This is a genomic window from Halocola ammonii (assembly GCF_049334165.1).
Lineage (GTDB): Bacteria > Bacteroidota > Bacteroidia > Flavobacteriales_D > Sanyastnellaceae > JBEGHD01.
This window is the reverse complement of record NZ_JBEGHD010000015.1, coordinates 68,572-93,651: the sequence shown is the minus strand read 5'-3', so window position 1 is coordinate 93,651 and position 25,080 is coordinate 68,572. Positions and strand designations below refer to the sequence as shown.

Below are 25,080 nucleotides of genomic sequence, written 5' to 3'. Positions count from 1 at the left end.
ATGAATTCAACTGGCAAATCATACGGTTCTCTGGCTGCTGCAACAATTTTGAGCTTTGCCGTGATTTGGCTAACCATCTTCCGCGGGCCAGAAAAGGTGATGATGTACGATGTTTTCAACTACTACCTCTACCTCCCTGCAACTTTTAAATACGATGACCCGGGGATCGAAAAAACCGAATGGCTCAATGAAGTTTTAGAAAAGTACGATCAGCAGTCATCTTTCTACACGGCACCCAGGGTTTACAGAGACCGCCATGTGATCAAATATTCCATGGGCATGTCTGTGTTGATGTCTCCCTTTTATTTCGCTGCAGATGCTGCAGCCGAGCCAATGGGCTATCCGGCTGATGGCTTCAGTGCGCCTTATCACTGGTTCATGAAGTATGGCGGTTTGATCTACGTCCTCCTCGGGATTTTTATCCTGCGTGCAGCTCTAAGAAAACTATTCCCTGATGATGTCACAGCGATCACTTTACTGATCGTTGTTCTGGGAACAAACTATTTGACTTACAGCTACACCAACAGCATGATGCAGCACATCCCGCTATTCACGCTCTATGCCGGATTAATTTGGCTCAGTGCGAAGTGGCATGAATCCAAAAGCAAGTCTACTTCTCTCGCTATTGCCGTAGTTTGTGGACTCATCACATTGATTCGCCCTACAGACATAATCTGCCTTCTGATTCCTCTCCTTTGGAACGTTCGTTCGCTGCATGACCTAAAGACAAAAGTTCGATTTCTCCTAAAAGACTACCGTTCGAACTTCATTCTATTTGTGTTGATTTTTGTGGCCTGGGGAATTCCGCAGTTTATTTACTGGATGTACACAACAGGCAAACCACTTTTTGTAAGCTACCAGGGTGCCGATGAAGGTCTCGACCTTATGAGTCCTAATTTTCTAAATGTCTTTTTCTCATTTGAAAACGGCTGGCTTGTTTATTCACCTCTCTTGCTTCTTGGAATTATTGGATTGTTTTTCATGAATAAACAGAGACCGGGAGTTTTTTGGAGTGTGTTGTGTTTTGTCATACTCAATGTATGGCTGGTCAGTAGCTGGTCAAACTGGAACTACTCTGGCGGGTTTGGCCACAGAGCCATGATTCAGTCTTATCCGGTTTGGTCATTGGCCATTGCCGCATCAATAAGGTTTTTGACAAAGAGAAACCGCCTGGTGAGGGGCGTTATCGGAGTTGCTATCACCGCACTCATCTGTCTCAGCATTTTTCAGCAGTGGCAGTTTTTCCACGGCATTTTGCCGATGCAGCGCATCACAGCCGACTACTACATGGAAGTTTTTGGAGCAACCCACAAGGACGAGCAAGCACAAGAACTTTTGCTACTCGACAGGAGTTTTCCAGATGGTGAGAAGTTCACAAATCAGGAGGATTACACAAAAGAAAGGATATACTTTGAGGATTACAGCAATCTACCCAAAGACGATAAAAGAAAAGCTATTCCTGATCTTGTAACCGGAAATGATTACCTCGTTCTCGACAGTTCAAATGCATTTAGCGGGGGTCCAGTTATTCCTTTCCATGACCTTACAGAAAGCGACCACGCCTGGATAGTAGCCCGGGTGAAGGTCCTCATTCACGAAAGGCACAACCCTGAAAACATCAGACTGGTAGCTACATTCACCCACGAAGGTGAAGCTTATAAATATCACGCAAAAAGCCTGTCTGCGGATGAAGTCGAATTTGGCAAATGGAATAAAATCGAGGTTGAATACCTCACCCCGAGAGTGAGAAATGGAAATGATGAATTCTCGATTTATGTTTGGTACGATGGAGATGATCGAATATTTGTGGATGACTTTGAGGTGTACAAGTTCACCAAATGATTTCTTCGCCAGGGGGAAATAAAAAAAGCGGGACTTTCATCCCGCTTCTCTTTAATGATCTAATTTCTTAGCAATACTCGTCAAAAGCCATTTTCAGGTTTTCAGCGATCATCTCTGGAGTGCGCCCTTCGATGTGGTGACGCTCGATCATGTGCACCAACTTTCCATCTTTGAAGAGCGCAATGCTCGGTGATGATGGAGGGTAAGGCAACATGTATTTACGAGCCTGCTCCACAGCTTCTTTGTCCACACCTGCAAATGTTGTTGTTAGATGCTTTGGCAACTTGTTGTGTTTAGTAGCCAAAATTACGCCTGGACGCATAGATCCAGCTGCACATCCACAAACAGAATTGAGGACCAAAAGTGTAGTGCCTTCTTTGCTGATTGCTGTGTCGACTTCTGTCGGTGTATTGAGTTCCTGAAATCCCGATTCTACGAGTTCGCCTTTCATCGGGGCTACCATTTCTGGAGGATACATATTCTATTGTTTTTTAGAAATTTAAAATTCGATTTCTGCCCTTTTCGGACACTGCAAAATTAATGCTTTCATACGAACAGCGAACACTGAACTTAGTTCATTGCAGTGGTCCCTTCTGAGAGCAATTTGCGTAGTTCTTCTTCAGCGCCCATAGAAGGCCGCGTTGCTTTCACATTTACGATTTGCCCCTGAGGATCAAAAATCATAAATCGCGGAATACCCGAGATCAGATAGTCCTTGCTGAATTCAACTTTTTCAGCACCTCCAATGTGAAGTTGAGTTCCACCGAGGCTTTCTTCCTTTACCATCTCTTTCCAGGCTTCTTTGTCTTCGTCTATAGAAAGACTGACAAAACGAATATTCTCATCTTTCATAGACTCCTGCATTTCCTCAAGGTGTGGAATTTCCATTCTGCAAGGCGCACACCATGTAGCCCACACATCCAGATATACGTATGAGCCAGCCATGTCCGTAAGGCTCACTTCCTCTCCATCTAAATTTTTTCCTGCGAAGCCCGGTGCCGGAAGGCCTGCGGCAAGTTGCTCCCACTTGGCAAGCTCTTCGTTGATTTCTGCAAGTTGGGTGCTGTCCGAAACAACTTCTTTCACTCGAGGCATCACTTCTTCGGTGCCGTTTAAGCCCCGATACCTGATGTTGTCGAGGACGAGACCCGTGTAAAGCTCTTCCTTAATTTCCTGATTGGTGATTTCTTCATCAATCACATCAAACATGGCATTCATCTGCTTTGCAGGATCGGCAAACGAATCGGGATTGTTTTTGTCCGCCTCAAGGAAAAGGTAAGTCTCCATAAAAGATTCGAAGGTAGGAACTTCGAGGTTCTTAGGGTTATTGAAATCCAGCTCGTCCATAAAACTGTAATACCCTTCAGGTAGCATTACTTCGGCCACACCAAGCTGCTGTTTTCTTCTTGGCTCGTATATTATCTTCTCCTGAGCTTCGCGAAAGTCCAGCACAATTTCTTCTCTTTCAATCAGCTCTTCATCGAGGTTCGAATTCTTCAGTTGCTCAAGATTTTCTCGTTGCTCGTTGTACATGGAGTCTACCACAGCCACAAAGACATTCGGGTCTAGTTCGTGGATGGTGCGAGGCGGATATTGGTTGTTCCACTTTTCTCTTGTCAGCACCTGGTTGACGAAATAGGTATTAATCACCTGTTCATCTCCTGTGAAAACGAGTGTTTTGTCAAAGTCCTTGGTGTCCAGTGCGAGATGGATGCTATCTCCTGGAGAAAGAAAAATACGCGCATACTCGCCTCCATGTAAAAATCGATACTCAGCCTTTTCATCGAGCGATACTTCACCCGAAAAACTACCGAATTCGTCCAATTTCAATGTATCGCGAAAGTCGTTGGGACCGGTTATCAATACACGATCGTTTTTGGGATTGGTGATCTTACCGGCTACTACTGCAGACTTTGGGGCTTCTTGTGCTGTGGATTGATCGCTGCTATCTCCGCAAGCAAAGAAAAAAAGTGGTGCCGCAAGCAAAGCAAATGCTCTGAGTTTTGTCATGGTTGAAAGAGTTTTTGAATAGATCAAAGTTAAAGAAAAGAGTCAGCTGAAATAAAAAAGGCACCCTCAGTCGTTGAACTCGAGGATGCCTTTTTTGAATACTTAACTAAATCGAACTATCGGGTCATGAATGTGCCCGACTGAATAAGCTTGTTACCGCTTTGAATTCTAAAAGAATACATTCCCGTCTTCAGTTCTGAAGTGTAGAAAGTAGACTTCTCAGAAGTTTCGATTTCGCGAGACTCCACAATGGCTCCGAGCGAATTGTAGATCGTCACCTTTACATTCTCAGAGTTGAAGTTGGTCTCAGAAAAATCGAAAGTGATAAACTCAGTTGCTGGATTTGGATAAACGCTCACCTTTGCTCCTCCAACGGGATTATTCTCAACGCTGTTGATCGGTGAAACAGTGATGCTACCCGTCATATTTGGATGAACATCGCATACGTAGTTGTAAGTTCCCGGTAGAGTAAAAACAAACGAGTAAGTCCAGCCAGTTCCTACGTCATTACCAAATGACTCGGGGTTGTCTGGAAAGTCTTCCTGAGTTCCGTTTACATTGTGGTTTCCTTCGGAGTTGGTGAAAATTACTGTATCGCCAACATTGATTGTCAGCTGTGAAGGATCAAATTGGAAATCGGCCACATCAACCTGATGACTTACCTGCGCGTTGCTTTCAAAGCTGAAAAGACCAGCAAAAAGCATTGCGACCATTGCTGCGATAGTGTAACATTGTTTCATAACTAAAATTTAATTTTTGGATTTATTGATGTTCAGTCCGGTGACTAACCGGAATGCAAAGAAGTTGTTTTTCAGCGAGTAAAGAATCACGAGATTCTAACAAACCCAAAGTCACCTTTCTAGTCAGAGAATTCTATAAGCATGCTGCGATACACCGAAAAGAGCTTTGATTTAGAGATAAAACCCTTGTAAACCTCTCCCTCTACTACAGGTAAATTCCAGGCATCAGTTTGCTGAAATTTCTTCATAACAGCGTCCATTTTCTCTTGCCGCTCGATTGTTGCCGGTGGAGGGCTCATCAACTGATTCACGAAGGTGGTGTCGTAAATAGACTCGTCAAACATCAGGTGGCGGAAGTCATCCAGGGTGAGCACACCTACGAGCTTGTGCTCATCATCTACAACAGGGAAAATATTTCTGCGACTTTGGCTCACCACCTTCACCAATTCGCGCATGTTCATCTCCGGGTTCACCGTGTTAAAGTTATCTTCAATCACCTGATCGATACTCAGGAGAGTTAAAATTACCTGGTCTTTATTGTGGGTGAGAAGATCACCTCGCTTAGCCAACTGGTCGGTGTAGATGGAGTGTGGGCGAATTCCTCTCGACACAAGAAATGAAATTGCGGAAACCATCATCAGCGGCAGAAACAATTCGTATCCACCGGTGATTTCGGCAATCATAAAAACGGCTGTGAGTGGTGCGTGAAGTGCACCAGCCATAAGCCCGGCCATCCCAACGAGCACAAAGTTACTCACCGGTATGTCGAAAAACTTAAGCTTGTTGATCAACCCGCTGAAGACGAAACCGAGCGAAGCTCCAGTGAAAAGAGAAGGCGCGAAAATACCTCCTGCTCCTCCTGCACCAATTGTGAAACTCGCAGCGAAAGATTTTAGAAAAACCAATCCTCCCACCAGAAGAAGCACCATCCAGGAGTTTTCAAGGAACCCTGAAAAAATGCTCTGCTCCACTATCGAGTCGATGTTGCCGCTGAGCAAATTATTTATAGTTGTGTAACCTTCACCATACAGAGGTGGAACAAGGAAAATGAGGCCTCCCAAAAGCAAACTGCCCACCACCATTCGATAGCGGTAGTTCTTTACTTTCTGAAAAAGCCTCTCCATCCGAAAGGAAATCAGTGTAAAATAAACTGAAACAAAAGCGCATAGAACTCCGAGCAGCAAGTAAAATGGAAGATCTGAAACATTGAAAGCTTCAGCGACTTTAAACTGAAGCATCGTGCTCTTTCCCTGAATAAAAATTGAAGTGACTGCCCCAGAGGCCGAGGCGAGCAATAGGGGAATTAGCGAGCTGAAAGTAAGATCGATACTAAAAACTTCGATCGTAAAAATGATGGCTGCGATGGGCGCATTAAAGATAGAAGCAATCGCACCGGCACAGGCACAGCAGATCATCAGAAGCCGGGTTTTGTAGTTGAGCTTGAAAAGACGGCCGAGGTTAGCTCCAATGGCAGAACCCGTACCAACTGCAGGACCCTCCAGTCCGACAGATCCACCAAAACCAACTGTAAAAATACTGGTGATGAAATAACTGTACATCCGCTGAACTTCGATAAACCCGTTTTTCCGCGATATGGCAAAAAGCGTAGATGGGATCGGCTCTGTTGTGCGATTCTTAAAAAAGTATCGCTTGATGAGTACAGTGATCAAAATCCCGATTACCGGAAATGCGAAATAGTATGGGTTGAAATACTTTGTGAAGTACCCCGACTGCACCATTTCCTGGATAAAGTGGGTCGCATTTTTCATCAAAACGCTGACCACACCAGTCACGAGTCCTATCAGAATACTCAGCAACAAAACAAATTGCCGCTGAGGGATGTGTTTCGCTCTCCAGGCGAGAAACTGTTTCAGCCATCTGCGTGGAGTGCCCCCTTTCATCTATTAGTCTGCTTTCGGTTTCAACTTTAAATTTAACTCATCCAGCTGAGAAGAGTCAATTTTAGATGGTGCATCGATCATCAAATCACGGCCCGCATTGTTTTTCGGGAAAGCAATGAAATCGCGAATGGATGTTTGCTCGCCAAATAACGCGCAAAGTCTGTCAAAGCCAAGTGCAATTCCACCGTGAGGAGGAGCACCGTATTCAAACGCACTCATCAAAAAGCCGAACTGATCCTGAGCTTCTTCTTTGGTAAACCCCAGCAGATCGAACATGCGCGACTGAATTTCACGGTCGTGAATTCTGATCGATCCTCCACCAATTTCCACACCATTGATCACCATGTCGTAGGCGTTGGCTTTCACTTTTCCTGGTTCTTTCTCGAGAATGTCGAGCTGATCGAGCTTAGGAGAAGTGAATGGGTGATGCATGGCGTAAAAGCGCTCTGTTTCTTCATCCCACTCGAGCAGTGGAAAGTCGACCACCCAAAGTGGTTTGAAATCATTTGGCTTTCGGAGACCGAGTTCACTTCCCATTTTCAAGCGAAGCGAGTTCATCTGAACCCGGGTTTCATCGAGTTTTCCGGAAAGGATCAAAATCAGATCTCCGGCTTTTGCTCCGGTCTTTTCTGCCCATTCTTTCAGGTCATCCTGACTGTAAAATTTATCCACGCTCGATTTGAAAGAGCCATCTTCGTTGCACTTTACATAGACCATTCCTTTGGCGCCCACTTGTTGGCTCTTCACAAAGTTGGTGAGTGCATCAAGTTGCTTGCGCGAGTAATCTGCACAACCCGGAGCCACGATGCCTATCACTGCTTCCGACTGATCAAAAACGTTAAACCCTTTGCCCTGGGCAAACTCAGTGATGTACTGAAACTCCATTCCGAAACGGATATCCGGCTTGTCGGAGCCGTAATTCTCCATCGCCTCATCGTAGGTCATGCGGGGGAAATCTCCCACTTCGGTGTTCTTTACTGTTTTGAAAAGATGGCGCACCATTCCTTCGAAGGTCGACAAAATATCTTCTTGCTCCACAAACGACATTTCACAATCGATTTGAGTAAACTCCGGCTGGCGGTCTGCTCTCAAGTCTTCATCTCTAAAGCACTTCACAATTTGGTAGTAGCGGTCGTAACCAGACACCATTAGTAATTGCTTGAAAGTTTGTGGCGACTGCGGCAGCGCGTAAAACTGTCCTTCGTTCATGCGGCTTGGCACCACAAAGTCACGTGCACCTTCTGGTGTAGACTTGATTAGATAAGGTGTTTCAACCTCGAAAAAATCGATGCTATCGAGGTATTTTCTCGTCTCGATCGAGAGGCGGTTTCTCAGCGCGAGGTTTTGCTTTACAGGGTTTCTGCGAAGATCGAGGTAGCGGAATTTCATTCGCAAATCTTCACCGCCATCCGTGTCGTCTTCAATCGTGAATGGTGGTGTTTTACTTTTGTTTAGAACGTTAATCGCTTTAACAATGATTTCCACATCTCCGGTAGGCATAGCCGCATTCTTACTGCTTCGCTCAGCAACTTCGCCCTCAACCTGAATCACATATTCTCTTCCGAGGTCGCGTGCTTTTTCGCACAGCTCCGCGTTGGTTTCCATATTGAATGCAAGCTGCGTGATGCCGTAGCGGTCGCGCAAATCGACAAAGGTCATCCCTCCGAGATTTCTAATGCGCTGCACCCATCCACTGAGGGTGACATCTTTTCCTTTGTCTTCTATTCGGAGCTCTCCGCAATTGTGTGATCGGTACATTTGAATTGGCGTTGTGGTTTATTCAAAATCAGGCCCTTGCCTTCAATCAAATTTCTTTTCAAAAATTAGTGTGCGAAGATAAAAATTCGAAAGGTAGTTTGGGAATAGGATCACCAATGAATTAAGGCAATTCAGCAAGGAGCAAGTTCAAGCATGAAAATCGGGCTTCAGGTTCTTCTACCCGTGCTTTGGAATCACCGGCTTGCGGTAGGGTTTTTTCAGCAAATTGAGCAGAAGGTAGAGCTGAAAAGCAAACATCACCACCGCGAAGAAAAGGTGCATAGGCTGAGCCCAGGCAGGCATTCCGGCATAAGACAGGACAATTCCCAGAATTATTTCTACGATGATTGTCCCCATAATCCAGTTGGTGAGAACGATGCCGTAATTTTTCCTGCGGTTGATCCACAGTAAAATTCCATTTGCCAAAACTACGGCAATGGCGAAGCTCCGATGGATCTCAAAGAGTGAACTAAGGTTTTCGACCCAATCTTCCCGGGCAAAAACTTTCGATACCTCATCCACCTCTTCGCGCACCTGGGTTCCGAGCACGATTTGCAAGAGCGACAGGAAAAGGACAAAAAGCAAAGTTGAGTTGAAAGGAAACAAAACGGGTTTGCGGCTGACTGGCTTCTTGCGAGTTCGCGCCATGATAGCCAGCAAAAGTCCAATGATGACCAAAGCTCCCATCATGTGGATAGTGATTTGATTGGGGATCAGATTACCGTCAACAACCAGCTTACCCAGCCAGGCTTCAAAGCCAAGCATAAAGGTAGTTGCTGCAGAAAGAAAAAACAGAAACCAGTCTTTTCGAATGTAGAACAATGTCAAAACCAACAGCACCAATACGGGGACTCCTGAAAGCGCACCCAATAGTCTGTTGATGTACTCGGTCCAGGTGTGGGCTGCGTTAAATACTGCGTAGTCGTGCTTTTCGTAAACTTCCCATCGCGATCCATCAAAAGTGTCCGAAGTCGTAAAGGAACTTTTCGCTACCAGAAGCTGCTCATTGTGCACGATCATCTGGCCTTTCTCAAAACTCCTTTGCTCGTTCCAGCTAACTGTGGCTTCATCAGTTGGCGGAATCAGGTAGCCAAAACACTTTGGCCAGTCTGGGCACCCCATTCCTGAGCCCGTCATTCTCACCACGCTCCCGGCAATAACCACCAAAAAGATGCAAACCAGAGCGACTTTAGAAGTAATACGTATCGATCGAATCATGAAGTAGAAATTCGGGGTCAAATTTAGTTAATCATTGAGTCGGCTCGAAGTTTATTGATGAGAGTCAATTTTACCCCAAATCGGTCACTTTTTGCAACCGTGATTTTTTCGTGATCCATTGTTTAACTCCTCGTGAGAAATCCTTCAATGCGTTAATTGACAGCTGTTTGAACGTGTCCAAAGTACACAATTTCACCGTCTTTAGATCGCTGTCACCTGTTTGTCTACCCCTCCCATGCATCCCTTTTGATTTGAAAAGCTTCATTAGGGGAAATCCAAAAAACAAGATCAATTATGAAACACTTTAATTTATTTCTCACTTGCATTTTGCTCGCTTGCTTTACCACCGTTTCTGCTCAGGAGGCAAACACCGTTTTTGTCCGGTCATTCGGTGAAAATCTTTACAAGGTCAGGATGGTAGACGATTTTCAAAACAACCGGATTGTGGCCGCTCAATGGACCGTTGGTTCTGGTCAGGGCGTCACCAACCCCAATGTCTTCATCGAAAAATACAATTCCCAAAATGCTCTGCAGTGGGGCATGTCTACGCTCTACGAATCGGGATCCACTCAGGCTACTCTGGTGGACCTGGCAGTTGACGAAGGTGGCTCCACCTATGTTTTGATAAACTACAGAGGAGGAACTGCCGAGCTCAATGGCGTTTCTTTCGAAGGCTCATTCGAAAACGATGAGGATTTTTTTCTTGCCAAGATCAGTCCTTCAGGAAATGTGCTGTGGGTACTTGGCGCTGAGTCGGAGAATTTTATGGGTAAAAACCGCAGAGCCAAAGGCATTTCTATGAACAACGAAAATGAAATCATTATAACAGGAGATCACCATCGCAATTTCACTTTTGGCGGAACTCAGATAGAAGGAGCCGGCAGCGATGAAAACGATTCGCATTTCGACTATCCCATGTCCTTTGTACTAAAAGTCGATAGCGATGGAAATGGGCTGATGTCGAAAGTTTTTCACAAATTAGATTATGAAAATGTGGCCGGTTTTCACGGCCCGCAGACAGCTCTGCAAGCACAGGATGGTTCGTTCTTTACGCTTCTCGATTTGAGAGGATCGGTTGAACTGAATGGCGACACCATCAATCCAACAAGTGCAGAAGGTGAATTGACCAAAGCTATCCTAAAGACCGATGAAAACTTTCAAAACCCTTCTCTCCTCACACTCGACTCGCCCGAAGACTTCGACTTCGTAGTTAGCGATTTCATCCTCGACAACTGCGGAGAGCCTGTTATTGCGGGTACTTACACTCAGTATCTCGTGATGGGAGATCAGGAGCTGTCTTCCACTTTGGGCAACGATGATGTTTTCGTTTCCAAACTGAGCATCGATAATGAAGTGCAATGGCTCCAAAACTTCGGCACAACAGAAGCCGATGGTTCTGCGGGCCTCGATGTGAACGATCAAAACCAGGTCTTTTTTGCAATGGAATATTTCGGTGAGTACGACTACGCTGATGAGCCTTACACTCCAGGCGGCTACGATGTGGCAGTTTTCAAGCTCGATGATCAGGGAGAGTTCGTGTGGGAATTTCATTCTACAGGTGATGGCTTCATGAGTGTTCATGACCTCTCGGTGATGCAGGACAATACAATAGGTTTAAACAGTCAGCTAAACGGCATGGAAAATCTCGGTGGAGCCACACTTCAGGAACAGTCGAGAATGATATTGAGCACCTGGGTCGACAATGATTACAGTGGCGAGCCAGTAGATTGCAGTGGTGTTGTTTCGGTCGAAGGCCGGGAGAAAAATCAATCTGATCTGACAGTCTATCCGAATCCCGCAGAGAATTTCATCAATGTACGATTTGCTGAAGAGATGGTCAAATCTCAAACCACCATTCAGATTTTTAATTCGCATGGACAGCACGTTCGAACTGAAAACCTGAATGGTCAATCGAAAATCGACATCTCCAGCCTTTCTTCCGGACTTTACATATTAAAGGTCGATGGACCCGAGAACACTACAAAAAGATTCATGAAGCGATAAGCACAGTTAGAATAGAAGTGATCATGAAACCGCCCTGCCCAGAAAATTGGGCAGGGCGGTTTTTTTTGAATAGAATCTTCACTCTGTCACATGAAAAGGAACCATAATGTCGCTCCTTCGGAGCTTGCTCTACGCTTCGACAATAAACCTACCATACTGCCGCTCCTCTGGAGCTCTTTTCTGAATTAATTTGATCGCTCTGGTCTTAGGTTGAAGTAATTTGAGTTGGCCAATACAAAGTCCCAGCGGGACGGCATTATGGTAGCACGTGGATGACCCCAACGCACATTAAAGTCCCAGCGGGACGACATTATGGTTTTTTATAATTATTGCTAGTTTTGGTTCCCATTGAATAAAACTTCAATAGAGCTCTTTTCTCTTAACCGAAAATTCTAACCGTGCTAAAACTCGCTCTCTCCGTCTTTTCAATTCTTCTTTTTTCAACTATTGCTTTCAGTCAACTGACCACCGAATACTGGAACAACGGACAAAAGCGCGTTGAAGGCAAGGTCGTGGATGGCAACCGCGACAGCACCTGGCACACCTGGAACGAAGAAGGCCACCTCACCTGGACTGGTCACTACAATAATGGCATCCCCGCTGGCGAGTGGATTTTTTACAGGGATAGTGCCTTGATTGAAAAGTGGGTTCTATGGGAAAGCGGTCAGTTGAAGCAATGGAAAAGATACTTCGAGTTTGATACTACTCGAATTTATACAACAATTGATTTTCCTCAACCTGTAGAACCCGAAACATACGCTAAATTCACGCAATTGGAACAAGGGATTTATGAAGAGTTATTCAAGTATTTAGAAACTGGGGTAGAAGAGAATATAGGCGAAATGAATAAGGGTAACATAGCCAAATTTCTACACTTTGGCTTTTATGGAGCTACACACGATGAGTTTTTGTCTCAGTATGAGGAGAGAGAAATAGTCTGGAGACTTGACACCTTGCGAAGATCAAAGATTTTCTCTTTTTGGGATGAGATGGAATTACCATTCGTGCTAAAGTACTTCGGGGAAGAAAATCAGGTGACGCATCGATATGAATATAACCAACCTGACATTGACAGCCATTCAATCTTTGTGTACAAGGAAGATGAGCCCTATGATCTCTACAAGAAGATTTTTTATGTTTATAAAAAGAAGCGCAAAGAACAACTCAACTTCACTGGCCCTAACACCTACTACCAAAAAACTTACTATCCAAGTGGCGAACTAGAATCCGAAGGCTTTTTTAAAGAAGGCCAAAAGCACGGCAATTGGAAATACTACGATAAAGACGGTAACCAAACGCGCAAAGAGAAATATAAAAATGGAGTATTGAAGTAATACTTCATCGATTGTCCCAACAAAAAAAGGCCACCCGCAGGCAGCCTTTTCAAAATTTCTTGTTGGTTGAAATCTACCAGTGAGGTAGAAAAATCGTGATGCTTGGGAGTCGGAAATCCTTTTCCCAGAAGTAGCTCGTTTTCTTAGCGTCTGAATCTTCTTTTGCTGAGGCTCCTTTTGAATAATTCACCACTTCAACTTTTTTCACTGAGTAAAGCCCGTCAGCAATGCCGTTTACGCAAGTGGCTAGTTTCGAAGCATCGGTAACTGCCGGGTCGAATTCTACAACGGCCAAATCGAGTGGCTCTCCTTCGTTAAATTCAATCTCGGCAAGCTTCACTCCGTCAATTTGCGAAAGTTCTTTTCTGATTTTTCCTCCGCAGGCCATCTCGCACATCATGCCATCGATGCTGATGCTGGCTACAGATTTGTCAGAATCTGACGACACACTTTTTACAGAAAGCTCATAGTCGGAAGTGGTGTTCTCGGTTGCCTGCTCGGTGTTGCAAGCCAAAATGCTGAAAGTCAGCAAAGCGAAAAATATGTATGTGGTTTTTTTCATGGTGCTGAAAATTAGAAGACAAAAATACTAAACAACTGAAATTGCAGCAGGTGCGGATTGTTAATTTTGCGGAAAAAATTTAGTGGCCGATCAGCAAACGACTTCTTTCACTTCCTGGTTGATCCTTTTCATCCTGGCTTTCACCTGGGGAAGTTCCTTCATTTTGATGAAGTACATTCTTTTCACTGCGGATGGCCAGCCGCTGTTTTCAGCAACTCAGGTAGCGTGTATTCGCCTGTCACTGGCGGGATTGGTCCTTTTACCCATCGCTCTGCGCAATCTCAAAGTTCTGCGAAAAAACTTTTGGCCCCTACTAGTAGTTGGCTTGTTCGGAAATGGTTTTCCGGCATTTTTCTTCCCGCTTGCTCAGCAGCACCTCGACAGCTCTTTTGTTGGAATGCTCAACTCGCTCGTGCCCTTTTTCACTTTAATGATTGCCATTTTTGTGTTCAAAACGAAAGTGCAGTCTCTGCAAATCCTGGGGGTGGCAATTGGTTTGCTTGGAGCAATCAGTCTCATTTCTCTCGGAGGTGGCGGTGGCGAATTCAACATCGGCTACTCCATGTTCGTGGTTGGAGCCACCATTTCTTACGCCATCAGCCTCAACACCATCAGAAACGTTTTGAGCCATGTCAACTCAGTAGTAATTGCTGCGCTTGCTCTGGGACTAATGGGCATTCCAGCGGGAATTTACTTGCTCACAACCGACTTCATCCCGGTGCTCACTGAGACACAAAGTGGTTTTCGCGGATTTGGTTTTGGAGCCATCCTCGCCATATTGGGCACAGCCGGTGCGCTAATCATTTTCAATAAACTAGTGAAAGACACTTCTGCAGTTTTCGCCTCGTCAGTTACTTATGTGATTCCTATTTTTGCAGTCCTCTGGGGAGTTTTTGACGGAGAAAAGTTCACCATGCTCCACGCCATTTCCGGTGCGGTGATTTTGCTGGGGGTGTATCTGGTAAATTTAGGAGGCCGGAGAATGAGAAGGAAAGAGAGATTGACGGGTTAGGTTATTCACACTAAAGTCCTGACTTCTGGAATTTGTGAATTGTCCGATTTGGAATCCACCGGGTTCGTGTTTATGAGCTTTTGGAGATAAAGGAGAAATAAGGTTGTAGGTGCGTTGTTGGAATTGCCGTTTGGAATTTGGTGCTTAGAATTTTTTTCCAGCCCCGGTAAAAACCAAAATGCTAAACCACCTGCATTCGTAATTCGTAATCTTTGCATTCGTAATTAAAAGTATTACATTTGCAGCCCTAAATTTTGAGAGTAATAATTTAATTCCTGTAAGAATGTACGCAATCGTAGAGATAGCAGGGCATCAGTACAAAGTACAAAAAGACCAGCAGGTTTATGTGAACCGCTTGCAAGCTAAAGAAGGAGACAAAGTTTCTTTTGACAACGTTCTTTTGCTTGACGACAACGGAAACGTAACTGTAGGCGCCCCGGCTATAGACGGTGCACAAGTTTCAGCTAAAGTTGAAAAGCACCTGAAAGGAGACAAAGTAATCGTCTTCAAAAAGAAAAGAAGAAAAGGTTACCGCAAGAAAAATGGTTTTCGCGCTTACCTCACTGAGTTGACCATCGATTCTATCGTGGCCAAAGGCGCTAAAAAAGCTGAGAAATCGGCTGAGAGCAAGCCAAAAGCTGAGAAGAAAACCGAAGCTAAGTCTGAAAGTAAGACAACAGCTAAGAAAACGGAAGCTAAAAAAGCAGCTCCAAAAAAGGAGACAGCTAAGAAAGCTGCGCCTAGCTCCTCCGCTAAAGCTGCGGATAGCTCAAAGAAAGCTGAGAAAAAAGAAACTGCTAAGAAAGCAGCTCCAAAAAAGTCTGCTGAGAAATCAGACGATAAAAAAGAAGATAAGTAAGAACGTAAATAAACCCGTAATACCATGGCACATAAAAAAGGAGTCGGTAGTAGTAAGAACGGTCGCGAATCAGAATCGAAACGCCTCGGAGTAAAAATCTTCGGTGGTCAGGAAGCGATCGCAGGAAATATTATCGTTCGCCAGCGTGGCACCCAGCATCACCCGGGTGACAACGTAGGCATGGGTAAAGACCACACTTTGTTTGCATTGACAAACGGACAAGTGAAGTTTACCAAGAAAAGAAACGACCGCTCATATGTTTCTGTAACTCCGGTTCAGGAGTAGTACAGGCATTTAGCAATAAATAACTCAAACTCCTGATCTCTTTTTGCGGTCAGGAGTTTTTTATTTTTACGCCTTCCCATTTGGAAGTCATACATAAAAGAAAATTCAATGCTGTTAGTTCCATTTATCCGTGAAAACGCACAGCTCGTGATCGAGCGGCTGGCAAAGCGAAATTTTAAGGCTGGCAACCTCATTGATGAGGTCCTGAATCTCGATGACGAACGCAAACGTCTGCAGTCTGAGATGGACGAAATTCTCGCTCGTAGCAATAAGCTTTCAAAAGAAATTGGTGAGCTTTTTAGAAGTGGAAAGAAAGATGAAGCCAATGATCTCAAAGAAGAGACAAAAGAGTTAAAGACAGCTTCTCAAGAGCTAAAAGAACGCCATTCAAAAATCGAAGAGCAACTACGCGATGTCTTGCTTCAAGTCCCTAATGTGCCTCACGAATCTGTTCCGGCAGGAAAAGACGAAGAGGACAACGAGATTGTTCGCGAAGAAGGATCTGCCCCACAGCTTCACGAGGGCAAAAAGCCACACTGGGAACTGGCAGAACAGTATGACCTGATCGACTTCGATCTCGGGGCTAAAATCACCGGTGCCGGGTTCCCAGTTTACAAGGACAAAGGAGCCAGACTTCAACGGGCGCTCATCAATTATTTCCTTGACCAGGCCAGAGATGCAGGTTATGAAGAAGTGATTCCACCTCTGCTTGTGAACGAAGATTCTGGAATGGGAACCGGTCAACTTCCAGACAAGGAAGGACAGATGTACCACACAGCTGCAGACAACCTCTACCTCATTCCAACGGCCGAAGTACCAATTACGAATATCTACAGAGACGTGATCCTAAAACCGGACGAATTTCCTGTGAAGGTTTGCGGCTACACACCGTGCTTCAGAAGAGAAGCCGGTTCTTACGGAAAAGATGTTCGCGGGCTGAACCGTCTACACCAATTTGACAAAGTGGAAATCGTCCAGATCGTTCATCCGAAAGATTCATACAAAACGCTTGATACAATGGTTGAGCACGTTACTGGTCTGCTCGGAAAACTCGGGCTGCAATATCGTGTTGCAAGACTTTGCGGAGGCGATCTAGGTTTTACATCTGCACTCACGTTCGATATGGAAGTTTACTCAGCAGCTCAAGAGCGCTGGCTAGAAGTAAGTTCTGTTTCGAATTTTGAAACCTTTCAGGCAAACAGGCTCAAGTGCCGTTACAAAGATGAAAGCGGAAAAACGCAACTCGTGCACACACTGAACGGAAGTGCGCTTGCCTTGCCCAGAATAGTAGCTTCACTCCTCGAAAACAATCAAACTCCTGAGGGCATTAAAATCCCAGAAGTCTTGGTACCTTACACAGGTTTTAACATGATCGACTAACGCGAAAAAATTGAAATAACAATCAATCAAAACCGTTTGGAAAAGATGAAATCAAAATTTCTACCTCTGGCCTTCGCTGCAACTTGTATGGCTTTGATTTTTGGGTGCCAATCTTCAGGAAACCACACTGAAAAGGTGCGTATCCTCGACTCGCTCTACACCGAAGTGGAAGAAGCTGAAAAAGTGCTGGCTCAAATCCCGCACGACACAGCGATGAAAACCATTTCCGCCATTCAGAAAGATTTGAAATTCGTGCAAGACACCTACGAAGGCGACATGAACAAAGACCACGCGCTTAAACTAGCCGACTACAGATCGGTCTCCAGAATCGTAAAGAATTACGGTCAGCGCAAAAAGAGGCTGGAGGACGAAATAGAAAGAACGAAGTCCCAGCTCACTGGTCTGAAAGAGGCGCTAGAAATGGGCGCTACCGAAGACAAGGAAGGAAACAAAATCGACAGCGACTATGTAGAACAGGCATTCAGTCAGGAGAAGAAAGTTGCTGAAAATCTGATTAAAGAAATTCACGAAATGCGAGATCGGGTCGAGATGATGCAGACAAAATACATTGAAACCCTTCCGAAAGTGAATCCTATTTTGGACTCGCTAAAACAATCAACTGTGTAAATGAGGAATCTCGTTAAATATTTTTTCATTGCTTGTTTAATCGCTCTTGCAGGCCTGGTGCCCGTAGTCGATGCTGTCGCTCAGTCTGACACAGACCTCGAACTGGCGGAATACTACTTCAATCAGGGGCAGTACGAATCGGCTAAGCTTTACTACGAAAAGATTTACGAGACAAATCGCACCAACAGAGTTTACGATAATTACCTGGCGACCCTGGTCGCACTAGAAAACTTTGACGAAGCAGAAAAGCTCGTAAAGAAAAAGCTTAGGGCAACGAGAAACAAAGCTGAAGCTTACCTCGATCTGGGTTCGCTTTACAAGCAATTCGAAGAGTTTGAAGACGCGAATGACGCCTTCGAAGATGCTCTCGATGAGCTCGAACCCGGAAGGAGCAATGCCGTTCGACTGGCCAATGAATTCATCAAACTCAATGAGTTCGACTGGGCGATGAAAACCTACGAGAAGAGCAAAAAAATTACCCGCAGCGACTACAGTTTCAACTACGAAATTGCCAATCTGCAGGGAATCATGGGTAACCACGATGAAATGGCAGAAGCTTTTCTCGACTTGTTGCTCGACAGTCCGCATTACATCCGCACCGTTCAAAACAGCCTGAACAGAAACCTCAATGTTCAGGAGAACAAGGAAAATGCAGAGATGCTAAAAACCAAGCTTCTCAGCCGCACACAGAAGTATCCCGATGCCACGATGTACAACGAGATGCTGATCTGGCTTTTTACTCAGGAGAAAAATTTCGATGCAGCTTTTATCCAGGTGAGGGCACTTGACATGCGGCAGGGCGAAGACGGCCACCGTATGATGAATCTGGCCAACATGGCGTTGAACAACGATGCCTTTGGCCCCGCCAAAAAAGCTTACGAATACGTTGTTTCAAAAGGAAAAAACGGGTCGTACTACATAGCTGCCAGAATCGGACTTTTGCGCACCATGAAAGAGGAAGTCACTTCTAATCCCGGAGCTGACGATTCGTTGATTCTGGAGCTTGAACAGCGCTATGAAGAAACACTGGCAGAGCTCGGAAAGTCGGCTTCCACGGCTTCGCTGATGAAGGATCTCGCTCACATCAAGGCATTTTATCTCGGCAAAATTGATGAGGCGATTTCTATTCTCGAAGAAGCGAAAGACCTTCCGGGAGTATACGATAAGCTTCAGGCCGTGATCAAGCTCGAACTGGGTGACGTGCTCTTGCTCAAAGGTGAAATTTGGGACGCTTCCCTACTCTACTCACAGGTGGAGCACGATTTCAAAGAGGATCCGCTCGGCCACGAAGCAAAGTTCAGAAACGCAAAGATTTCATATTACACTGGTGACTTCGAATGGGCACAAGCGCAACTCGATGTTTTGAAAGCTTCTACTTCAAAGCTCATTTCCAACGATGCCATCGACCTTTCACTGCTTATTACCGACAACCTCGCTCTCGACACCATCACCGAGCCGATGCTGATGTTTGCCCAAGCCGACCTGCTGGCTTACCAAAACCAGACGGATGAGGCTATCGCCAAAATGGACTCGATCATGACCGAGTGGCCGGGACATTCGTTGACAGACGACATTTTGATGTTAAAAGCAGATATTTTCTCGAAGCGAAACAACTACGAGAAAGCTGAAGAGTTTTTACAGCGCGTGATCGACTTCCATTTTCACGATATTTTGGCTGACGATGCAGTTTTTCAACTGGCTGAAATTTACGATTACGTGTACGAAGACCAGGAGCGCGCCAAGGAACTTTACCAGCAAATCCTGACCGAATTTCCGGGCAGTCTCTACGCTGTTGAAGCCAGAAAAAGATTCCGCCAAATTCGCGGAGATGCAATTGAGTAAAACCAAGTTTTGATGATTCTCTACAACGTTACGATCAGTATTGATGAAGCCGTTCACGATGAGTGGCTCAAGTGGATGAAAGAGGTTCACATTCCGGATGTGATGGAAACGGGCATGTTTTTGGAAAACAAAATTTGCCGCATCCACGCACACGAAGAAGGTGGATTGAGCTACAGTATCCAGTATCTGGCAAGAACTCAGAAAGATTTTGATCGATACGAAAAGGAGTTTGCACCTAAGCTTCAGCAAGAGCACACTCAGCGCTATAAAAATCGCTTTGCAGCCTTTCGTACCATCCTCGAAGTGGTGCATCACGAAGTTCACGACAGCGCGAAATGAGTGTAAAACCCAAAAAGCATCTCGGGCAACATTTCCTCAAGGATCCTGAGATTTCCAAACGCATTGCTGACAGCCTTACTCACCATGGCAACTACGACACCGTTCTGGAAATCGGTCCGGGAACTGGAGCACTCACAAAGTTTTTACTACAAAGGGAAGAATTCGAAACGGTAGTTATAGAAGTCGACCTCGAGTCGATTCACTACCTCAACCAGCATTTTGCTCAGCTGCAAGATCGCATCATCAATGAAGATTTTTTGACCTACGACCTCGAAGATTCTTTCGATAGTCCTTTTGCTGTCACTGGGAATTTCCCTTACAACATCTCCTCTCAAATCCTCTTTCGGGTTTACGAAAACAAAGACATGGTCCCCGAAGTCGTGGGCATGTTTCAAAAAGAAGTAGCAGAGCGAATTTCGGTTGGACCGGGAACCAAGGCCTACGGAATTTTGTCAGTTCTGCTACAGGCTTTTTACGAAGTGGAATACCTATTCACTGTAGATCAGGAAAGTTTCGATCCTCCTCCAAAAGTGAAGTCTGGCGTAGTTCGTTTGAGAAGAAATGAAGTGAAGTCGCTCGACTGCGATGAGAAGAAGTTTAAGATGGTAATCAAAACCGCTTTTGGTCAGCGCAGAAAAACCATCCGCAACTCTCTGAAATCTTTTTGGAAATCCGCAGGACTGGAAACAAGCGATGAGATTTGGAACAAGCGACCTGAGCAGTTGGGCGTTGGCGATTTCGTCTGGTTGACGAATCAATTCTTTTCGTAGGGCGCACTGTCGAAAAAATCATCTAAAGTTTGATTTGAAGCTCATTGAGCTCATGGCGTTTTCATACTTCCGCTATTTAACCGAAATTTGCCAAAGCAAACCACAGGCATGAGCGCAATCAAAACCCTCAACGAGTTTATTATCGAAAGGCAAGCCGACTTCCCCTACGCCTCTGGCGACCTTACCAGGTTGTTGGCAGACATCGGCACAGCTTCCAAAATCATCAACCAAAAAGTAAATCGGGCGGGGCTCACTGATGTGCTGGGAGCCTATGGCAGCGAAAATGTGCAGGGCGAAGAACAGCAAAAGCTCGATGTGTTTGCCGATGAGGTTTTCATTAACTACTTCCGCAAAGGTGGTGAAGTGTGTGGAATTGCCTCTGAAGAAAATGAAGGCTACCTGGCTTTTGAAGATGAACTCGGAAAAAACGGCAAGTACGTTGTGCTTTTCGATCCGCTAGATGGTTCTTCAAACATCGATGTGAACGTTTCCATCGGGACGATTTTTTCGATTTTCCGCAGAGTTTCAAAAGTAGGAGAAGAAGCCACCAAAGAAGATTTTTTGCAACCGGGCACCGCCCAGGTGGCTGCTGGCTACGTGATCTACGGTTCGTCAACCATGTTGGTCTACACCACTGGCAAAGGAACCAACGGGTTTACGCTCGAGCCGAGCATTGGCGAGTTTTGCCTTTCGCACCCCGACATGAAAATGCCGGAAGACGGAAAGATTTACTCCATCAACGAAGGAAACATCCACACGTCTCCCAAAGGAGTTCAGGACTACGTGAGCTACTGCAAAGAACTCGACCCTTCGACCGATCGTCCTTACAAGGCCCGCTACATCGGATCGCTCGTGGCCGACTTTCACCGCAATCTCATCAAAGGTGGAATTTACATTTACCCAAGCACCAATTCGAGCCCTGAAGGAAAACTGCGACTGCTCTACGAATGCTCACCGTTGGCTTTTTTGGCGGAGCAATCTGGCGGTGTCGCTACCGATGGCGAAAAAAGAATTATGGAAATCGAACCGAGGGAACTTCACCAGCGCGTGCCTTATTTCGTGGGGTCTAAAAACATGGTTCTGAAAGCAGAAGAGCTAATGAATGCTGTGTCCGAAGCGAAAGCTTAACAGCGGCTTTCGAACAATAAAAACCTAACTTTGTCAATTCTTAAAATCAAAGAGTAGCAGCGTGACCCTTCAGGAGTTCAGAGAACTTTATTCCAATCACCCCAAAACCACTCAGCTTGTAAATTTCTTGCAAGACGATGGCGCCAAAGTCCACCTGAAAGGGCTGGTAGGCTCTGCCACTTCGCTGGTAGCATCGGGAATGCTCGATCAGCAAAACGGAACTTTTCTCTTTGTGCTCGATGACAAAGAAGAGGCCGCCTACTTCATGAACGATCTGGAGAGCATCAACCCGGATCTGAAGCCGCTTTTTTTCCCGAAGTCGCACCGCGTGGCTTACCAAACCGAAAAGACCGAAAATGCCAACGTGTCGATGCGGGCCGAGGTGCTCAACCAAATTCGAAAGGACAAGAAACGCACGGTGGTCGTGACGTTTCCCGAAGCACTTGCCGAAAATGTGGTGACCAAAAAACACCTTTCGGAAAACACTTTTGAGGTGAAAGTGGGCGAAACCATCGATGTCGATTTTCTCGATGAGATGCTCATCGAGTATGAGTTTGAAAAGGTTGATTACGTTTTCGAACCGGGGCAATTTTCCGTTCGCGGTGGCATCATCGATGTCTTTTCCTACAGTTTTGATCACCCCTATCGAATAGAACTTTTTGACGATGAAGTGGAGTCGATTCGAAAGTTCGATCCTGTTTCACAGCTCTCTGTGGCCAAGATGAAAAAAGCCACAATCGTCCCCAACGTGGGCGAAAAGCTCCTGGAAGAAAGTCACGAGTCGTTCTTCAATTTCATCCCGAACGATACCATCGTCTGGCTTCACGATTTCAATCTGGCTCAAAACCATTTTGAGAAAGAGCTTGAAAAAGCTGAGAAACTCTTTGAAAAACTCGAAAGTCCGCTCAATCACTTGCCGCCAGAAGAAATGTACTCCAGTGGCGAGGCCTTTGAAAACGCTATGCGCAGACTCCGATTGGTGGAGTTTTCTACGCGAAACAAGTTTGCCGAAGCGCACAGGATTGAGTTCGACATGAACCCACAGCCGAGCTTCAACAAAAACTTCGACCTCCTATCGAAGAACCTGCAAAACAACCAAAAGGCTGGCTACCTCAACATTGTGGTGGCGAGCCAGCCCAAGCAGATCGAGCGGCTCTATCAGATTTTTGAAGACAAAGACAAGGAAGTCAACTTCAAGCCGATTGTGGTCGATCTCAACGAAGGATTCATCGACAAGGAGCGACAGGTGCTCTGCTACACCGATCACCAGATTTTTGATCGTTACCACCGATTCAAACTCAAGGAAGGATTTAAGAAAAACAAAGCTGCGCTCACCATTAAAGAGTTGAGCAGCCTTCAGCCGGGCGACTACGTGGTGCATATCGACCACGGAATTGGCGAGTTTAGCGGACTACAAAAAATCGATGTGAACGGCAAGGAGCAGGAAGCCATTCGCCTTACCTACAAAGGTGGCGACATCCTATACGTTTCGATTCACTCGCTGCACCGCATTTCAAAGTATTCGGGGAAAGAGGGCACCGTTCCTAAAATCCACAAACTGGGAACCAACACCTGGCAAAAGACAAAGAACAAGACCAAGAACAAGGTCAAGGAAATGGCGTTCGACCTGCTGAAGCTCTACGCCAAGCGGAAGGCGCAGAAAGGAACGGCCTTTTCACCGGACACCTATTTGCAGACGGAGCTCGAGGCTTCGTTTATGTACGAAGACACGCCCGATCAGCTCACTGCCACGCAGCAAACCAAAAAAGACATGGAGTCCGAATCGCCCATGGATCGCCTGATCTGTGGCGATGTGGGATTCGGAAAAACCGAGATCGCCATTCGTGCGGCTTTCAAGGCTGTAGCTGACAACAAACAAGTGGCGGTGTTGGTGCCAACCACAATTTTGAGTCTGCAACACTACCACAACTTCACCGAAAGACTCAAAGACTTTCCGTGCAACGTGGATTACATCAACCGATTTAAGAAGGGGAAAAAGCTGACCGAGACGATCAAAAAACTCGAAAGCGGAGAAACCGACATCATCGTGGGGACACACGCGCTGGTGGGCAAGAGAGTCAAATTCAAAGACCTCGGGCTGCTGGTGATTGACGAAGAGCAGAAGTTTGGCGTTTCTGTGAAAGACAAGCTGAAAACGCTGCGCGAAAACGTGGATACGCTCACCCTCACGGCAACACCCATTCCGCGAACACTACAATTCTCTCTGATGGGTGCACGAGACCTCTCAGTGATCAGCACGCCTCCGCCAAACCGATATCCGGTGCACACCGAGTTGGCGACTTTCAATGAAGAAACGATCCGCGATGCGGTCAGCTACGAAATCAGCCGTGGCGGACAGGTTTACTTTGTCCACAACCGCGTGGGCAACATCAAAGAAGTGGCCGGGATGATTCAGCGACTGGTGCCCGATGCCCGCGTGGGAATTGGCCACGGGCAAATGGATGGCGACCAGCTGGAAGACGTGATGACCAAGTTTATCGATGGCGTTTACGATGTGCTTGTGGCCACCACCATCATCGAGTCGGGAATCGACATTTCCAATGCCAACACGATGATCATCAACGAAGCCCAAAACTTCGGGCTCAGTGACCTCCACCAGTTGCGCGGACGAGTTGGGCGAAGCAATAAAAAAGCTTTTTGCTACCTGCTGGCACCTCCAATAATCTCCATGACGGCCGAAGCCAGAAGAAGACTTCAAGCAGTGGAGCAATTTTCTGATCTCGGCAGTGGAATGAATATCGCCATGCGCGACCTCGACATTCGCGGTGCCGGAAACTTACTTGGCGGTGAGCAAAGCGGATTCATCAACGATCTTGGATTTGAGACCTACCAGAAAATTCTTGCAGAAGCGGTAGATGAACTCAAGCGCGAGAAATTCCAGGAAATGCAGCGCGAGGAGGAAATCGAGTCGCAAAACTTCGTGAGCGACACGGTCCTCGAAACTGATTTTGAGGTGTTGATTCCAGACGAATACGTGGGAAGTATCGCAGAGCGAATTGCGCTCTACCGCGAGCTCGACAACACGCAGGACGAAAAGCAACTCGAAAAATTCCAGGAAGAATTGATCGACCGATTTGGCCCGATGCCGCAGCAAGTGGAGCGATTGCTCGACACCATCAAGATGCGCTGGATCGCCAACGAAATCGGCTTCGAGAAAATCATCATCAAAAGCGAAAAGCTTATCGGCTACTTCGTTTCCGATCAGGAATCGCCCTACTACCAATCGCCAAAGTTTGCCCGCGTGATTGAGTTTATCAAGCAAAACCCGCGACTCGGAAAAATGTACGAGAAAAACGGTGGCCTACGCATGTCATTTGCCAATGTTGAATCCATCGAAGAGTCGCTTGAAATTTTGAAGAAGATGGTGAACATCAGAGTTCCGGAGGCTTCTTAATCGAAAGAAAGTCAGTTCAAAGCTTGTTTTAGGGATGATCTAAAGGTTGTTGTA

The 25,080-nt window shown here is 45.8% G+C and carries 20 protein-coding genes; 13 read left to right on the top strand and 7 right to left on the bottom strand.

Annotation, left to right across the window (positions count from 1 at the left end; genetic code table 11):
• Nucleotides 1-1,842, top strand: a complete 1,842-nt coding sequence (locus ABHV44_RS14390) for a hypothetical protein (protein WP_459075411.1) — start codon at nt 1-3, stop codon at nt 1,840-1,842.
• A 67-nt stretch (nt 1,843-1,909) separates the two neighbouring features.
• Here the strand turns inward: ABHV44_RS14390 and ABHV44_RS14385 are convergent, their stop codons facing one another.
• From ABHV44_RS14385 to ABHV44_RS14360, 6 genes are all read right to left on the bottom strand, one after another.
• Nucleotides 1,910-2,320 (bottom strand): BrxA/BrxB family bacilliredoxin, encoded by a 411-nt coding sequence (locus ABHV44_RS14385; protein WP_459075410.1) that lies wholly within the window; start codon nt 2,318-2,320, stop codon nt 1,910-1,912.
• 92 nt (nt 2,321-2,412) lie between these two features.
• The gene (locus ABHV44_RS14380; RefSeq protein WP_459075409.1) at nt 2,413-3,852 is read right to left on the bottom strand and encodes a TlpA family protein disulfide reductase; all 1,440 of its coding nucleotides are present in this window, start codon (nt 3,850-3,852) and stop codon (nt 2,413-2,415) included.
• A gap of 116 nt (nt 3,853-3,968) precedes the next feature.
• Complete coding sequence (locus tag ABHV44_RS14375; protein WP_459075408.1) at nt 3,969-4,592, bottom strand: T9SS type A sorting domain-containing protein; 624 nt, start codon at nt 4,590-4,592, stop codon at nt 3,969-3,971.
• A 119-nt stretch (nt 4,593-4,711) separates the two neighbouring features.
• The gene (locus ABHV44_RS14370; protein WP_459075407.1) at nt 4,712-6,493 is read right to left on the bottom strand and encodes a chloride channel protein; all 1,782 of its coding nucleotides are present in this window, start codon (nt 6,491-6,493) and stop codon (nt 4,712-4,714) included.
• 3 nt (nt 6,494-6,496) lie between these two features.
• Nucleotides 6,497-8,251, bottom strand: coding sequence for an aspartate--tRNA ligase (aspS, locus tag ABHV44_RS14365; RefSeq protein WP_459075406.1), 1,755 nt, complete (start codon nt 8,249-8,251; stop codon nt 6,497-6,499).
• 177 nt (nt 8,252-8,428) lie between these two features.
• Nucleotides 8,429-9,469 (bottom strand): COX15/CtaA family protein, encoded by a 1,041-nt coding sequence (locus ABHV44_RS14360; protein ID WP_459075405.1) that lies wholly within the window; start codon nt 9,467-9,469, stop codon nt 8,429-8,431.
• A 294-nt stretch (nt 9,470-9,763) separates the two neighbouring features.
• Between ABHV44_RS14360 and ABHV44_RS14355 the strand changes: the two genes are divergently transcribed.
• Both ABHV44_RS14355 and ABHV44_RS14350 read left to right on the top strand, forming a co-directional pair.
• The gene (locus tag ABHV44_RS14355; protein ID WP_459075404.1) at nt 9,764-11,473 is read left to right on the top strand and encodes a T9SS type A sorting domain-containing protein; all 1,710 of its coding nucleotides are present in this window, start codon (nt 9,764-9,766) and stop codon (nt 11,471-11,473) included.
• Between the two features lie 398 nt (nt 11,474-11,871).
• The gene (locus tag ABHV44_RS14350; protein ID WP_459075403.1) at nt 11,872-12,807 is read left to right on the top strand and encodes a toxin-antitoxin system YwqK family antitoxin; all 936 of its coding nucleotides are present in this window, start codon (nt 11,872-11,874) and stop codon (nt 12,805-12,807) included.
• Nucleotides 12,808-12,880: 73 nt separating this feature from the next.
• Here the strand turns inward: ABHV44_RS14350 and ABHV44_RS14345 are convergent, their stop codons facing one another.
• On the bottom strand, nt 12,881-13,369 hold the full coding sequence (locus ABHV44_RS14345) for a heavy-metal-associated domain-containing protein (protein WP_459075402.1): 489 nt from the start codon (nt 13,367-13,369) through the stop codon (nt 12,881-12,883).
• Nucleotides 13,370-13,451: 82 nt separating this feature from the next.
• Here ABHV44_RS14345 and ABHV44_RS14340 point away from each other — a divergent pair, with 82 nt between their 5' ends.
• From ABHV44_RS14340 to mfd, 10 genes are all read left to right on the top strand, one after another.
• Nucleotides 13,452-14,381, top strand: coding sequence for a DMT family transporter (locus ABHV44_RS14340; RefSeq protein ID WP_459075401.1), 930 nt, complete (start codon nt 13,452-13,454; stop codon nt 14,379-14,381).
• A 283-nt stretch (nt 14,382-14,664) separates the two neighbouring features.
• Complete coding sequence (rplU, locus tag ABHV44_RS14335) at nt 14,665-15,240, top strand: 50S ribosomal protein L21 (protein WP_459075400.1); 576 nt, start codon at nt 14,665-14,667, stop codon at nt 15,238-15,240.
• 24 nt (nt 15,241-15,264) lie between these two features.
• The gene (gene rpmA / locus ABHV44_RS14330) at nt 15,265-15,525 is read left to right on the top strand and encodes a 50S ribosomal protein L27 (RefSeq protein WP_459075399.1); all 261 of its coding nucleotides are present in this window, start codon (nt 15,265-15,267) and stop codon (nt 15,523-15,525) included.
• Nucleotides 15,526-15,633: 108 nt separating this feature from the next.
• Nucleotides 15,634-16,905, top strand: coding sequence for a serine--tRNA ligase (gene serS / locus ABHV44_RS14325; RefSeq protein ID WP_459075398.1), 1,272 nt, complete (start codon nt 15,634-15,636; stop codon nt 16,903-16,905).
• A gap of 45 nt (nt 16,906-16,950) precedes the next feature.
• Nucleotides 16,951-17,532 (top strand): hypothetical protein, encoded by a 582-nt coding sequence (locus tag ABHV44_RS14320; RefSeq protein WP_459075397.1) that lies wholly within the window; start codon nt 16,951-16,953, stop codon nt 17,530-17,532.
• Nucleotides 17,533-19,374, top strand: coding sequence for a tetratricopeptide repeat protein (locus ABHV44_RS14315; protein ID WP_459075396.1), 1,842 nt, complete (start codon nt 17,533-17,535; stop codon nt 19,372-19,374).
• 12 nt (nt 19,375-19,386) lie between these two features.
• Nucleotides 19,387-19,713: a DUF4286 family protein gene (locus tag ABHV44_RS14310; RefSeq protein WP_459075395.1), complete on the top strand. Its 327-nt coding sequence runs from the start codon at nt 19,387-19,389 to the stop codon at nt 19,711-19,713.
• Nucleotides 19,710-20,483, top strand: coding sequence for a 16S rRNA (adenine(1518)-N(6)/adenine(1519)-N(6))-dimethyltransferase RsmA (gene rsmA, locus ABHV44_RS14305; protein ID WP_459075394.1), 774 nt, complete (start codon nt 19,710-19,712; stop codon nt 20,481-20,483). Before ABHV44_RS14310 ends, rsmA begins: the two co-directional genes overlap by 4 nt.
• A gap of 108 nt (nt 20,484-20,591) precedes the next feature.
• Nucleotides 20,592-21,611, top strand: a complete 1,020-nt coding sequence (gene fbp, locus ABHV44_RS14300; RefSeq protein ID WP_459075393.1) for a class 1 fructose-bisphosphatase — start codon at nt 20,592-20,594, stop codon at nt 21,609-21,611.
• Nucleotides 21,612-21,672: 61 nt separating this feature from the next.
• Nucleotides 21,673-25,026: a transcription-repair coupling factor gene (gene mfd, locus ABHV44_RS14295; protein ID WP_459075392.1), complete on the top strand. Its 3,354-nt coding sequence runs from the start codon at nt 21,673-21,675 to the stop codon at nt 25,024-25,026.
• Nucleotides 25,027-25,080 lie beyond the last annotated feature (54 nt).